General features: G+C 49.0%; 13 protein-coding genes. 4 read left to right on the top strand and 9 right to left on the bottom strand.

Translation table 11 applies throughout. The features are described 5' to 3' along the window. Positions 1–236: 236 nt before the first annotated feature. Positions 237–923, bottom strand: coding sequence for a hypothetical protein (locus F452_RS13560; RefSeq protein WP_244263770.1), 687 nt, complete (start codon positions 921–923; stop codon positions 237–239). A 187-nt stretch (positions 924–1,110) separates the two neighbouring features. Here F452_RS13560 and F452_RS0106680 point away from each other — a divergent pair, with 187 nt between their 5' ends. From F452_RS0106680 to ruvC, 4 genes are all read left to right on the top strand, one after another. Then, the gene (locus F452_RS0106680; RefSeq protein WP_013816662.1) at positions 1,111–3,168 is read left to right on the top strand and encodes an acetate--CoA ligase family protein; all 2,058 of its coding nucleotides are present in this window, start codon (positions 1,111–1,113) and stop codon (positions 3,166–3,168) included. A 42-nt stretch (positions 3,169–3,210) separates the two neighbouring features. Beyond that, positions 3,211–4,521 (top strand): aminotransferase class I/II-fold pyridoxal phosphate-dependent enzyme, encoded by a 1,311-nt coding sequence (locus F452_RS0106675; RefSeq protein WP_018965448.1) that lies wholly within the window; start codon positions 3,211–3,213, stop codon positions 4,519–4,521. A 232-nt stretch (positions 4,522–4,753) separates the two neighbouring features. Then, positions 4,754–5,065, top strand: coding sequence for a DUF4286 family protein (locus F452_RS0106670; RefSeq protein ID WP_018965447.1), 312 nt, complete (start codon positions 4,754–4,756; stop codon positions 5,063–5,065). Positions 5,066–5,072: 7 nt separating this feature from the next. Continuing rightward, positions 5,073–5,645: a crossover junction endodeoxyribonuclease RuvC gene (gene ruvC, locus F452_RS0106665; protein WP_018965446.1), complete on the top strand. Its 573-nt coding sequence runs from the start codon at positions 5,073–5,075 to the stop codon at positions 5,643–5,645. Positions 5,646–5,717: 72 nt separating this feature from the next. Here the strand turns inward: ruvC and F452_RS0106660 are convergent, their stop codons facing one another. The 8 genes from F452_RS0106660 to F452_RS0106625 form a co-directional block, all read right to left on the bottom strand. Then, positions 5,718–6,875 (bottom strand): 1-deoxy-D-xylulose-5-phosphate reductoisomerase, encoded by a 1,158-nt coding sequence (locus F452_RS0106660; protein ID WP_018965445.1) that lies wholly within the window; start codon positions 6,873–6,875, stop codon positions 5,718–5,720. Further along, positions 6,872–7,399, bottom strand: a complete 528-nt coding sequence (gene rimM / locus F452_RS0106655) for a ribosome maturation factor RimM (RefSeq protein ID WP_018965444.1) — start codon at positions 7,397–7,399, stop codon at positions 6,872–6,874. The genes F452_RS0106660 and rimM overlap by 4 nt, the downstream gene beginning before the upstream one ends. Before the next feature lie 6 nt (positions 7,400–7,405). Then, positions 7,406–8,710 carry a UDP-N-acetylglucosamine 1-carboxyvinyltransferase gene (gene murA / locus F452_RS0106650; protein WP_018965443.1) on the bottom strand — a complete coding sequence of 435 codons (1,305 nt, stop codon included), beginning with the start codon at positions 8,708–8,710 and terminating at the stop codon, positions 7,406–7,408. Positions 8,711–8,743: 33 nt separating this feature from the next. Further along, positions 8,744–9,346 carry a DUF4290 domain-containing protein gene (locus F452_RS0106645; protein ID WP_026292270.1) on the bottom strand — a complete coding sequence of 201 codons (603 nt, stop codon included), beginning with the start codon at positions 9,344–9,346 and terminating at the stop codon, positions 8,744–8,746. 19 nt (positions 9,347–9,365) lie between these two features. Continuing rightward, on the bottom strand, positions 9,366–10,703 hold the full coding sequence (locus F452_RS0106640; protein WP_018965441.1) for a glucose-6-phosphate isomerase: 1,338 nt from the start codon (positions 10,701–10,703) through the stop codon (positions 9,366–9,368). A 31-nt stretch (positions 10,704–10,734) separates the two neighbouring features. Continuing rightward, complete coding sequence (locus tag F452_RS0106635) at positions 10,735–11,739, bottom strand: NAD(P)H-dependent glycerol-3-phosphate dehydrogenase (protein WP_018965440.1); 1,005 nt, start codon at positions 11,737–11,739, stop codon at positions 10,735–10,737. 85 nt (positions 11,740–11,824) lie between these two features. Beyond that, positions 11,825–13,561, bottom strand: coding sequence for a lysine--tRNA ligase (gene lysS, locus F452_RS0106630; RefSeq protein WP_018965439.1), 1,737 nt, complete (start codon positions 13,559–13,561; stop codon positions 11,825–11,827). A 117-nt stretch (positions 13,562–13,678) separates the two neighbouring features. Beyond that, entirely contained in the window at positions 13,679–14,557 is an 879-nt protein-coding gene (locus F452_RS0106625) for a nucleoside phosphorylase (protein WP_018965438.1), read from the bottom strand. Between the last annotated feature and the right edge of the window lie 7 nt (positions 14,558–14,564).

Here is a 14,564-nt window from a genome sequence, read left to right as displayed (position 1 = left end):
CACCTCGGTTTCTTTTTCCCTCTCGGTCTTTTCTTTCTCTTTGACAGAGTATTTTTTGAGTCGAGAGCAGTATGCATCGCCCTTTGCCTCTATCCCCCGGTTTCAGGGCAGAGCCAAGGAAAACGAAGCACTTCTCTCTCGCTTCTCTTCTTGTACTACACTTTTGTTCTTCGTATGAACAATGTCAATGATCGCTGTCTTTTTATCCCATATCCCCCATCACGGCACGGAGCCGATCAAGCAGCGGACAGTGGGTGCAAAAGTAAAACCTTTTTCCGAATCAGCAAAATCAATCGGCGTTTTTCGCCTGACTTTGAATAAAGGAGGCGTTTTGCCGTCCTTCCCGTTAAAGAGCCCCCCGACCCGCTTGTCGGAAAAACCCCTTCATCCTCGGTCAATCGGTCATCGATCGCTTTTGCGGTCACAAAAGTACTCCTTTTTTCTTTACAACCAAATCTTTCAAAGAGTTTTTTCCTCAAAAATACCCACAAAACATGCGGAAAAGGAAAGACATCACCCATGAGAAAAACCGGAAATACAGGCATATATAATATGTTCGCGCGCGTAGGAGAAACAAAAAAGAGCGCAAAAGAAACAGAAAGAGAAGAGAAAAAAATTTTTCTACAAATAAAAAAATAGGACCGATAGAGATGATGCTGAGGTACGGAGTGATGTGCGGCAGAAATTTTCTCGTCTGCAAAATTCGTGACATACGACTCGAAAAAACATGGCCTGAGAACTTTTTCGTTTTGGCGCGGGAAAAGAAAAAAAGTGGAACCAAAACGAAAACTTTCCCACTCCGGAAATTCAAAATTGACGAACCGCAACAAACCGGATTGTGGTTCGTCTTTTACAAATGAGTGATTCGATCGAAATAGCAAAGACGGCAGTGCCTGAATGGTGTGGCATGAGATTAGGGGCATAAGAGCGGTGTGAAGCGGATTTTTTGTGCATTAACACTTGTTTTTAACAGCAGAATTATTTCGCTGTGTAGGAAAAAGGATGTAATATTGTGAGCCCACAAAAGGAGGGGGATTCGTAAGACCGTAACATCCGCCTCTTCTTCTATGTAGAAAAGGGTTCAAGCCTGATTTCTTAAAGCATTACATAATGATAACTCCTCAACTAATCGAACCGCGTACTATTGCGGTGATCGGTGCGTCGCAAGATGTGACAAAACCCGGTGGAAAAGTATTACAAAACATTCTGAACGGCTCGTTTCAGGGTCGTGTATTGGGTGTAAATCCGAAAGTGTCTAACGTACAGGGAGTGGAATGTGTGCCCGATGTGAAAGATCTACCCCAAGTAGATTTGGCCATTTTGGCTATTCCTGCACGTTTCTGCCCACCTACGATCGAGGTGCTGGTGAAAGAAAAAGGGACCAAAGGAATCATCGTATTCTCTGCAGGGTTCTCCGAAATGGGTGCAGAAGGCAAGGCTCTCGAGCGGCAAATGGCCGAACTGGCCAATGAAGCCGGAGCTACCCTGATCGGCCCCAACTGCGTCGGGGTAATGAATCCGCTGCACCAATCGGTATTTACCACTCCGGTGCCGGTACTTACGCCTAAGGGATGCGACTTTATCTCCGGTTCGGGGGCAACTGCTGTATTTATCATGGAGTCGGCTCTGAGCAAGGGGCTTTCTTTCTCATCGGTATATTCGGTCGGCAACGCTGCTCAAACGGGTGTGGAAGATGTGCTCGAACATTTGGACGAGACATTCGATGCTGTCACTTCTTCTCATACACTGCTCCTATATATAGAGACTATCTCCAAACCGAAACGCTTCCTGAAACATGCCAGATCATTGGTACAGAAAGGCTGTCGCATTGCGGCCATCAAATCAGGGACGTCTTCAGACGGGGGACGTGCTGCAGCTTCGCACACAGGTGCCATGCTCAACTCCGATGTGGCTGTAGATGCACTCTTCCGCAAAGCCGGTGTAGTGCGCTGCTACAGCCGTGAAGAACTGGCTACCGTGGGTGCCGTACTTCAACATCCGGTACTCACCGGTAAGAATATGGCTGTGATCACACATGCAGGCGGTCCGGCCGTTATGCTGACGGATGCTCTCTCCAATGGAGGTATGTCCGTACCTCCGATTCCCGAAGAAAAGACTCGCACATTGCTGTCGGAGTTGTTTGACGGTTCTTCCGTGGCTAACCCGATCGACATTCTCGCTACGGGAACAGCAGAGCAATTATCGAAAGTGATCGATACTTGCGAGAAAGATCTGGACACGATAGACGGTATGGTCGTGATTTTCGGTAGCCCCGGACTCTTCGATGTGAGCGATGCTTACGATGTGATACGCGAACAACAGAAAAAATGCAAGAAGCCGATCTATGCCGTACTACCTTCTGTGATCAACGCGAAGGAAGGAATGGAGCGTTTCATTGCTCAGGGAGGCATCCTCTTTGAAGAGGAAGTGGCTTTGGCACGTGCCATCTGCAAGGTCTACCAAACGCCCAAGCCCGAAATGACTGAAGAGAGCGAATTGCCTAAAGCAGCAGAAATCCGCCGTCTGCTCGCCGGCAAGAGCGGTATGCTCGGAACCGGCGATATGCTCCAGCTGTTGGATTTGACCGGTATCACTCGCCCGCAAGAACGTCTGGTGACAACAGAGACAGAAGCTCTGGATGCAGCACGTAGTATCGGTTTCCCATTGGCTATGAAGGTAATGGGACTGGCGCACAAATCCGATGCCGGAGGTGTAATACTGAACGTTTCGACCGAAGAAGGCGTAAAAGAGAGCTTTGGCAAGCTGATGCAAATCAAGGGTGCTGAAGGGGTACAGGTGTCACAGATGGAGAGTGGTGTGGAAGTCTTCATCGGGGTAAAGAAAGAGGGCGAATTCGGTCATCTGATTACCTGCGGTTTGGGCGGTATATTCGTGGAAGTGATGAAAGATATTCGCTGTGCTCTGGCTCCTCTCGGCAAAAACGAAGCACTGGAAATGATCCGTTCGCTCAAGTCCTATCCGATCATTCGCGGTATTCGCGGCAAACAGGGCATCAACGACGAGGTAATCGCCGATACGCTCTGTAAGATCTCCCGTTTGCTGGCTGCAGTGCCCGAGATCGAGGAGATGGACATCAATCCGCTGATGGGACGTGGAGAAAGACTATCGGCCGTAGACGTGGTAGTTCGTCTGAGCGATGCGAAGTAAGAGATATAAGAAATTCAAGAACACAGTAAAAAATATCAAGAGATGAATTTTCCAATCGATGAAAAACTGATTCGTGAAAAGCAAAACGAACTGCACATCAAAGACCTCGGCATGGCTTCGATCCGAGATCTGGTAGCTTTGGTGACCAATCTGGAAAAGGCTACCGGCACTAAATTCTGCCGTATGGAAATGGGTGTGCCCGGACTTCCTGCACCTCAGATCGGTATAGAGACGGAGATACAAAAGCTACGCGAAGGAGTAGCTTCGATTTATCCCAATTTGGATGGTCTGCCCGAACTCAAGCAGGAGGCATCGCGCTTTGCCAAACTCTTTGTCAATATCGACATACCGGCACGTGCTTGCGTGCCTACGGTAGGCTCGATGCAGGGATGCTTCGTATCTTTCCTCGTGGCCAATCGCACACACAAAAACCGTGAATACGGTACGCTCTTTATCGACCCCGGGTTCAATCTGAACAAGCTACAGTGTCGCATCCTCGGTCAGAAGTTCGAAAGCTTCGACCTCTTCGAATACCGCGGAGAAAAGTTGCGCGAGAAGCTCGAAAGCTATCTGCAGACAGGACAGTTCTGCTCTATCATCTACTCCAACCCGAACAATCCCACTTGGCAGTGCATGACGGACGAAGAACTGCGCATCATCGGTGAGCTGGCGACCAAACATGATGTTATCGTCATAGAAGACTTGGCATACTTCGGCATGGATTTCCGTAAGGACTATTCCCATCCGGGTGAGCCGCTCTATCAACCTTCCGTAGCCAACTACACGGACAATTATATACTGGCTCTCTCCAGCTCCAAGGCATTCAGCTATGCCGGTCAGCGCATCGGAGTACTCATGATATCGGGCAAGCTCTACGAGCGTGAGTATCCGGACTTGGAAGAGTCATTCGGGCGTCTGCGGTTCGGCGAGGCATTGTCATCATCGGCTTTGTATGCTCTGTCTTCGGGAGCCACTCACTCTGCACAATGGGGTATGGCCGCTATGCTCAAAGCCTGCAATGATGGAGAATATAACTTCCGCGACTCTGTAATCGAATATGGCCGGAAGGCTCGGATCATGAAGAAAATGTTCCTTGACAACGGCTTCAATATCGTCTATGATAAGGACGGCGATGAACCGCTGGCTGACGGATTTTACTTCACAGTCGGTTATAAGGGGATGGATAGCAGCAAGTTGATCGAGAAGTTTGTGCGCTATGGTATGTGTGCCATCACGCTAAAAACGACAGGCAGCAAGCGCAACGAAGCTATGCGTATCTGTACGTCGCTCCTGCCGGAGAGCCAATTCCCGGATCTGGAGAAGCGACTCCAAATGCTAAACGCCGAAGGATAAAGGCTTTTATAGGGCTATTACCTTTCGTCCTTTCATAAAATTGCCCGACTTTCCCTTTTCGGAGAGTCGGGCAAATTGTATGTTTTGAGAGAGACTGTGCGGTGAGCTTCTCCGCTGACAGAGAAACAGGGATACTGTCCTCAAAAAGTGTACAAGCTCCGATATATTTGGAGGAAAAGTGCTCATTGCGGTTTTTCATAACTTTGCGTTATCTCTGAAAGGAATACACAGAATGATTTTGTACAATATAACATGGGTAACGGAGGCTGCCGTAGAGGAGTCATTGATCGACTATCTTCGCTCGACTTTCATCCCATCGGTCATCGCCGACGGATCTATGCACTCCCCTGCCTTACACCGCATTGAAAAGGAAGCACAGGAAGAAGAAGGCGTATCACTAGCACTCCATTTCCTCGCCGACCAACCGACTGATATAGACGTATATTGGTGTGGTACGGGAGCGAAACATATAGCTACCCTCATCCAAAAGTTCGGCAACAGGGTCATGGGCTTTGCCACCACGATGAGGAGAATAGAATTGTAGGTAAAAGATGAGTCCGAAGGAACGCATTATCATGGGAGTAGACCCCGGCACGATACTGATGGGCTACGGGATGCTTCACGTCGTGGGGAATACTCCCCGACTCATGGCTATGGGGGTAATACGTCTGGAAAAATTCGACAATCACTATATCCGTCTGAAACGCATATTCGACAGGATTACAGGTCTGATCGATGAGTTCCTGCCGGATGAAATGGCTATCGAAGCACCTTTCTTCGGGAAGAATGTACAGAGTATGCTCAAATTAGGCCGGGCTCAGGGTGTGGCTATGGCAGCAGCCTTGGCTCGCGACATTCCCATTACGGAATATGCTCCTATGCGCATCAAGCAAGCAATTACGGGTAATGGCAATGCGAGCAAAGAGCAGGTAGCCGGCATGCTCCAACGCTATTTACGAATACCTGACGAACAGATGTTACCGGAAATGGATGCCACGGACGGACTGGCAGCTGCCGTCTGCCACTTCTTTCAGACGTCGGGGCCTATGGCTCGTTCGGGCGGATCGGCAGTCAAGAATTGGAAAGACTTCGTCAATCAGAATCCGGATAAGGTACGCCGGTAATCGGAGTGTGTCTTTCTTCTCAACACACTCTTTCAACAGCAAAAGAATTTGAATTTCCGGTAGAGGAAACGCCTACCGGCGGAATTTGGGCAGAAGGGACTGGGCGACTCGGCGTGTGCTACTGTCCGTCTCGATGAAAGTGGGCAAAGATACTTCTCGATACAATTCGTGCTTTTCCATCACTTCATACAACAGACGACTCATATCCGTAAAAGAAATCTCATCGCGCAGGAAAGCAGCCACGGCAATCTCATTGGCAGCATTGAGCGCACAAGGAGCATTCCCACCCAAACGAATCGCGTCGAAAGCGTAAGAGAGGTTGGGGAATCGTTCGAGATCAGGGCGTTCGAAGGTCAGGGGTGCAGCTGTGAAATCCACCCGTGGATAATCGTTCGGGATGCGGTGCGTAATGCCAAGGGCATAACTGATAGGCAAGCGCATATCGGGAATACCGAGTTGAGCCTTGACCGAGCCATCGCGAAACTGTACCATGGAGTGTATTATGCTTTGTGGATGTACGAGTATTTCGATCTCATCGGGCTGCATCTCGAAGAGCCATTTGGCTTCGATCATCTCAAATCCCTTGTTCATGAGCGAAGCAGAGTCGATGGTCACCTTTGCCCCCATGTTCCAATTAGGATGGCGGAGAGCCTGTTCACGGGTGACATGCTGCAATTCCTCCGCCGTCAGGTGCAAAAAAGGACCTCCCGAAGCTGTCAGAAGGATCTTCTCCGGCCGCTGTCTCTCGCCTAAAAGTGTTTGGAAAATAGCCGAATGCTCCGAATCCACGGGAAGGATAGGCACCTGATTCTCCTGGGCCAGTCGCATGATGAGTTCGCCTGCCACAACGAGAGTTTCTTTGTTTGCAAGTGCTATCATCTTCCGGGCTTCGATGGCCTTGATCGTAGGCAACAGCCCCGAATAGCCCACCATACCCGTCACAACCATATCGATGTCCGGAGCTGTCACAGCATCGGCAATAGCTTCCGCTCCACACCATACTTTGATAGGCAAGTCGGCTAAAGCCTCTTGTACAAGATGATATTTTTGGTCGTTGGCTATTACGACTATTTCCGGCCGGAATTCGCGTGCCTGTCGGATCAGAAGGTCTACATTATTGTTTGCCGTGAGGAGATAGACATCGAAGAGATCCGGATTCAGACGGATAATATCGAGTGTCTGCGTACCGATGGATCCGGTCGAACCAAGAATGGCTATATTTTTTTTCATAAATCCAGTAGCCCGTCGGGAATAATCATCGTTAGTTTCCGATTTGGCACATCCATCTCTTCTACCAAATCCTCAGCTACGGGTAAAAGGATTTCTTTGCCTTCGGGTGTCGTTATAGACAAAAGGACATTGAATGTACTCTCGTCCACATCATCGATCATCCCCACCGAACGACCTTCTCGGTCGAATACCGTAAAGCCGATAAAATGCTCCCAGGTAAATTCGATAGAATCGGTGTCAAAATATCGCCGTTCCATAAAGAGAGACACACCGGTATATCGCTCTATCTCCTCCTTGCTTTCAATACCGGCAAAGCGGAGCAAAGTAATATCATCGGTTTTCTCACGGTAGCCGATAAGACGGAACGGAACCGGCAGTGCATCCAGCTCGAAAAAGAGAAACAACCGCTCTTCTTCCTCAAAGAGCGTACTCAAATCGGCTGTCAGACGAGCATTGCACTCTCCCTGAACACCATGCGACTTACCCAACACACCAATATGCTCCAATGAATCCAAATCGATCATACAGCATCAAAGGCGAGAGATACGTGCGCCGATAGCATTGAGGCGAGTATCTATGGATTGGTAACCCCTATCGATCTGTTCTACGTTGTGGATGATACTTGTTCCTTCTGCACTCATGGCTGCAATAAGGAGGGCTATACCGGCACGAATATCGGGCGAGACCATAGTTGCAGCTCGCAAGGGAACACGTTTGTCCAAACCGATGATCGTAGCACGATGAGGGTCGCAAAGGATAATCTGTGCTCCCATATCGATTAGCTTATCAACAAAGAAGAGACGGCTTTCAAACATCTTCTGGTGAATCAGCACACTGCCTTTCGCCTGAGTTGCCACCACGAGAAAGACACTGAGCAAGTCCGGAGTAAGACCCGGCCAAGGAGCATCTGCAATGGTCATGATGGATCCGTCCATAAACGTCTCTATCTCATAATGTTCCTGCCGAGGAATAAACAGATCATCGCCTCGTTGCTCCACTGCAATTCCCAAGCGGCGGAATGATGCAGGAATGATACCCAGATCAGGCACGCTGACATCCTTGATCAAAAGCTCGGAAGCCGTCATGGCAGCCATTCCGATGAAGCTACCCACTTCGATCATATCGGGCAGCATCTTATGCTCACAGCCATGCAAGCTCTGTACTCCTTCGATACGAAGCAGATTGGAGCCGACACCCTTGATATGCGCCCCCATACTAAGCAGCATCTTGCAAAGTTGCTGCAGATATGGCTCACAGGCAGCATTATAAATAGTGGTAATACCATCAGCAAGGACAGCAGCCATTAGGATATTGGCAGTACCCGTCACAGAAGCTTCGTCCAGCAGCATATATGTACCGGCAAGCCGGCTTGCAGTCAATTCATAGGCCTGCATATCGGAATGGTAGTCACATGTGGCACCTAACGCCTGAATACCTACAAGATGAGTATCTAACCTGCGGCGGCCGATCTTATCTCCTCCCGGTTTTGGAAAAATAGCGTAACCGAAGCGACCAATCAGTGGCCCCACGAGCAGCACCGAACCGCGGAGAGCACGGCTTTTCTCAAGAAACTGCTCGCTTTTGATATAGTCGAGATTCACATTATCGGCTTGGAAAATACAGGTATCACGGGTGGGTCTTTTTACCTTGACCCCCATGTTTCGAAGCAGGTCGATCAGGTTGTTCACATCCAATATATCGGGGATGTTACGCACCACAATCTCCTGATCGGTCAATAGCGTAGCTGAGATGATCTGCAAAGCTTCGTTTTTTGCACCCTGGACAAGAATCTCACCCTTGAGACTGTTGCCCCCTTCTATTACGTAAGAAGCCATAGCGATAATGCGTTTTTAAGTTGTCCGTATAATTTATTTCCGCCGGAATACCTTGTTCCGTTTGGCGTTGTTATTGTCCTTCCGATCCGAAGCATTCGGTATTGTCAGACGACAATTCTCCTCCGTCAGCTCTATGCGTCCTTCGGAAAGTTCGTACAAATCCTTGAATATCTTGTAGTCATCCACCGTATCTTTGTTCCACGTCAGATACGAACGCTTCATCTGGTTGGCGATGAGCAACTCCAGTGCATGACGCTCTTCTCCCTGCTCCATGGCACAAGCCTTGAGGATCATTTCCTGTATGAGATGGCCGTAGTGCCGATATACGATGTCGTTGGCTGAGTAGCTTACGGCTTTGGGCCTCCGTTCGAGCATTTCCGGACTGATGATTTCCATCGGATAATCGATATCCAACTTGAATCCGGACATGATGGCTAGATGATCCCAAAGAATATGTTTGGTCTCACCGTTTTCCCGCCGTTCAGGAAACATGTTTCCCATAATTGTAATGATCGTCTGTGCACAGCGATTCCGTTCGTCACGATCGTCGATCGTCATGCAATAGTTTACCATGTTTTGGATATTCCGTCCATATTCCGGAATAGCCAATGGTTCCATTTTACTATTATAATTCATCCTCTGATGTTTGTAATTCCTAACACTCTTTCAGCCGCTTTGCCATAGCCGCCGATTCTATTTCATAGCCAGGCTTGTTCAGTAGAGCAAACATATTGTTCTTATAACCTTCGACCCCCGGCTGATCGAAAGGATTCACCCCCAGCATATAACCACTGACGCCTACAGCTTTTTCGAAGAAATAGAACAACTGCCCTATGTAATAAGCATCTAATCGCGGCAAAACGATGCGTATATTAGGGACTCCCCCGTCCACATGAGCCAGTCGGGTACCCAATTCAGCCATCTTATTTACTTCGTCTATACGCTTTCCGGCCAAAAAGTTAAGTCCGTCCAAATCCGCCGAGTCGGAAGGGATCATCAAGCATGTATCTTGATTTTCCACGGAAATCACTGTCTCGAATATCGTACGTTCGCCCTCCTGCATCCATTGTCCCATGGAATGGAGGTCGGTAGTCAGATCCACAGTTGCCGTGAAGATCCCCCTACCCTCTTTGCCCTCGCTCTCACCGAAAAGCTGCTTCCACCACTCTCCGATATAGTGCATTTTGGGATGGAAATTGGCCAATATCTCTATCTTCTTTCCTTCGGCATACAAAGCATTGCGAGCTGCTGCGTATTGTAAAGCCGGATTATCCGAAAAAGGAATGTCTGAAGCCGTCATGGCTTCCATATCGGCTGCACCTTGTACCAATCGACGGATATCGAAGCCGGCTACAGCCACGGGGAGCAATCCCACAGGAGTAAGAACGGAGAAACGCCCTCCCACATTGTCGGGTATAGCGAAAGAGCGATAGCCCTCTTCATCAGCCATACGCCTCAGTGCTCCTTTGGTCGAATCGGTAACGGCCACGATCCTCTCCCGAGCATCTTGGGATCCAACCTGGAATTCCAGCAAACCTTTCAACAGACGAAAAGCAATAGCCGGTTCGGTAGTCGTTCCACTTTTGGAAATATAAATGATACCGAATCTCTTATCACGTAGGAAATGCAGCAACCCAGAAAGATAATCTTCACCGATATTATTACCAGCATAGAGCACCACAGGGTTCTCCCTGTCCGAGCGATATGCTTCAAAACTGTTTTGCAATGCTTCGATCACAGCCCTTGCTCCGAGGTAACTGCCCCCGATACCCACGTTTACTACATAGTCGCAACGTTCTCTGAGGATAGCAGCTGCAGTCTCTACCGCATTCAACTCCTCTTCCGTGATGGAAGATGGTAAATGAACCCAACCGAGGAAATCATTTCCGCGGCCGGTACCCTTATCCAACATGGCATTGAACATCTCAGCTTCTTCTGCATAAGGCGTAACAGAAAAACCTGTTTTAGACAGATCCAATCGGATTCTTTCCATTAGCGTATTCGGTATTTAATGTGCAACGAAATTATTTGAAATGTGCCGTCAGAGCAGTAATGGCCTCGGCAGCATCTCGCTTCTCGTACAATACCTCGTACACCGTATCCATGATCGGCATATTGACCTGATAGCGTTTGTTTACCTCCCTTACACACTTGGCCCCATAGTAGCCCTCTGCTATCATCTCCATCTCCATCTGAGCGGATTTGACACTGTATCCCTTTCCTATCATGTTGCCGAAAGTACGATTGCGACTGTAGTTCGAATAAGCTGTCACAAGGAGGTCGCCCAAATATACCGAATCCGTGATCTCTCTTTCCAAGAGGTGGACGGTATTGACGAAACTATTCATTTCAGCAATGGCATTCGACATCAGGACAGACTGAAAGTTGTCGCCATACTGCAGACCGTTGCATATTCCGGCGGCAATGGCATAGACATTCTTCAGTACCGAGGCATATTCGATGCCTACTACATCCTGACTGGTCGTACAGCTCACATAATCGTTGCGTAGTACGTTTGCCATGGCTTTTGCCTTATTTATGTCGAAGCAGCCTACCGTCAGATATGATCTGCGCTCTCTGGCCACCTCCTCTGCATGGCAAGGGCCGGAGACTACACCTATCAGTTCGTTGGGGACATCGCAGAAATCGTGCAGATATTCCGATACCAAGACATTCTCATCCGGTACGATCCCCTTGATAGCATTGATAATCAGCTTGTCGCGCATGCTGGACGAGCGAACGCGCTTCAGATAGGATTTGATGAAAGGCGAGGGAGTGACAAGAACCACCACATCGCTGGCTCTAAAAAAACTGTTAAGATCCGAATCGGTAAAAAATGAGATTTTCCGAGGATCGAATACGGCATCGCGCAAATAGTTCGGATTGCGCCCCGTACGCTTAATGCCCTGCGCCTGCTCCTCGCGGCGCATAAACCAATTGATGGATGGTTGAGAGGTCAATATGATTTTGGCCAGAGCCGTAGCCCAACTGCCACTACCCAATATTCCTATTCTCCCGATTCCCCCCATGATACTTTAATTATCCGGATAAAAAAGAATAGCCGCACGGAAGAGCAAGAGCCTTCCTATTCGCACCGCTATCCTTGTACAATCGTTACTCATACGGGGCTTCCTGCCAAGCCGAAACGGTTTCCAGATTCAAACCGGCAAGCCCCAACTTATATTTCTTATTGATGTCCATCAGCTGCTGCATCACCTTGCCCGGTTTATCCTCTCGCATCGACTGTACGGTAAGATAGCCGGCTTTATGCAATACAGGTACCCACTCTTCGGGAACGCCACAAACGGCGAACTTCTCTTTCGTATCCCGTGGAGCCACCTTCTCAGGCTTCATCTGTGGGAAAAGGAGTACCTCCTGAATACTCTCCTGCCCTGTCAATAGCATGACCAAACGGTCCATACCGATACCCATACCGCTGGTCGGCGGCATACCGTATTCAAGGGCACGGATGAAATCGTTGTCGATATACATGGCCTCGTCATCGCCTTTCTCGGATAGTTTGAGTTGTTCTTCGAAACGTTCTCGCTGGTCAATCGGGTCGTTCAGCTCCGAGTAGGCGTTGGCCAACTCCTTGCCATTGACCATCAGCTCGAATCGCTCTGTTAGCTCCGGATTGGTGCGGTGTTCCTTTGTCAGAGGCGACATTTCCTTCGGATAGTCTGTGATGAAAGTAGGCTGGATATAGTTCTTCTCGCACTTATCGCCGAAGATCTCATCGATGAGCTTGCCTTTGCCCATCGTCTCGTTGTGCTCTACGCCCAGCTTGTCGCATACCTGACGCAACTCGGCCTCGTTCATTCCACTGATGTCGATACCCGTATGCTCATGGATGGCTTCGATCATGGTCACTCGCTTGTAGGGAGCCTTAAAGTCAATCAATTTCTCGCCCACCTTCACCTGAGTAGTACCCAGCACATCCATACAGATGCGTTCGAGCATCTGCTCCGTAAAGTTCATCATCCAGTTGTAATCCTTATAGGCCACATAGATCTCCATGGCCGTGAATTCAGGATTATGCGTGCGGTCCATCCCCTCATTTCGGAAATTGCGACTGAATTCATACACACCATCGAAACCGCCCACGATCAGACGCTTCAGATACAACTCGTTGGCGATTCTCAGATAGAGCGGAATGTCCAGAGCATTATGATGCGTGATAAAAGGACGTGCAGCTGCACCTCCCGGGATCGACTGGAGTACGGGTGTATCCACTTCGATGTATCCGCGCTCGTTGAAGAAGCTGCGCATCGAATTGAATACCATCGTACGCTTGAGGAAAATGTCTTTGACATGACTATTGACGACCAAATCTACGTATCGCTGACGATAGCGTTGCTCCGGATCCGTGAAGCCATCGAAGACCTCCCCATCTTTTTCTTTTACCACAGGAAGAGGGCGGATAGCTTTCGACAAGAAAGTCATCTCCTGCACATGCACCGATATTTCTCCCATCTGAGTGCGGAATACATACCCTTTCACTCCGATGAAATCACCTATATCCGTACACTTCTTGACCACCGTATTGTAGAACTCCTTGTCCTCACCCGGACAAATATCGTCCCGAGTAATATAGATCTGGATACGTCCCTCCGCATCTTGCAGCTCCATGAATGTAGCTTTCCCCATGATACGGCGGCTCATAATACGTCCGGCAATGCTTACCTGACGTTTGGCGGCATTCTCATCGTCATTGAAATTCCTTTTGATCTCGGCAGAATAGGCATTGACGGTATATTCCGCTGCAGGATATGGATCGATCCCAAAATCACGCAGTTGCTCTAAGCTGTTACGGCGTACGACTTCTTGTTCCGAAAGTTCGAGTATGTTCATGCAAAACTTCTAATTTATATTCCCCCTGCAGCAACTCGCCTGCTCTGCATACCGAAACGATCGGAGCCATTCGTCCGAGGGGGAAAAACCTTGGTTCACAAAGGTAACTTATTTCTATCAGATACGTTCCAGAACCAAATCGATAAGGCCCTCTATACTTCCCTGATAGGAGGTATTCATCTTTTCGGATTTCCTACCTGCGATGATACAACAGACGGTGACGGCCTCGTGCCCCATCAGGGCAGCCAGACCGGCCAAAGAGGAGCTTTCCATTTCATAGTTCGTAATACGGCTACCATTGAAGTCGAAAGCCTGTATCTTCCTATTCAGATCCTCGTCTTTGAGAGGTAAGCGCAGGCGACGCCCCTGCGGTCCGTAGAAGCCATTGGCTGCAATAGTCACGCCTCGCAGGATGTCCTCTCCACATATTCGATCCGTCAGCATCTTGTCAGCCGGTATCACGTAGGGTTTCAGCCCTTCGATTTTCCACTCCAGTTGGTCCTGAAGTGCTGCTTCGAAAGCTGCATCCCGTATCTTCTCCGTATCGCTATAGAAATACATGACTCCATCGAAGCCGATGCTTCGCTCCGCAGCCACATAAGATCCTATGGGCGTATTGTCCTGCAATCCGCCCGAAGTCCCCACCCTTACGAGTGTGAGTTTGCGCAGCCGATCCTTCACCTGACGGGTATCGAAGTCTATATTGGCCAGAGCATCCAGCTCATTCAAGACTATATCTATATTATCAGAGCCGATGCCGTGGCTCTGCACCGTGATACGCTTGTCGCCATACCACCCCGTGACGGTGTGGAACTCCCTACTGGATACATTGCATTCGATACGATCGAAACGAGAGGCGACCGTATCCACACGAGCAGGATCACCTACCAATATGACCTTATCGGCCAATTGTTCGGGGCGAATATGCAGATGAAAGACCGAACCGTCCGCATTGATGATCAGCTCGGAGGGGGGAATCGTTCTTTTAGTTTCCATAAGTTCG

The organism is Porphyromonas gulae DSM 15663 (assembly GCF_000378065.1).
GTDB lineage: Bacteria > Bacteroidota > Bacteroidia > Bacteroidales > Porphyromonadaceae > Porphyromonas > Porphyromonas gulae.
This window is presented reverse-complemented; position numbering and strand designations above follow the sequence as displayed.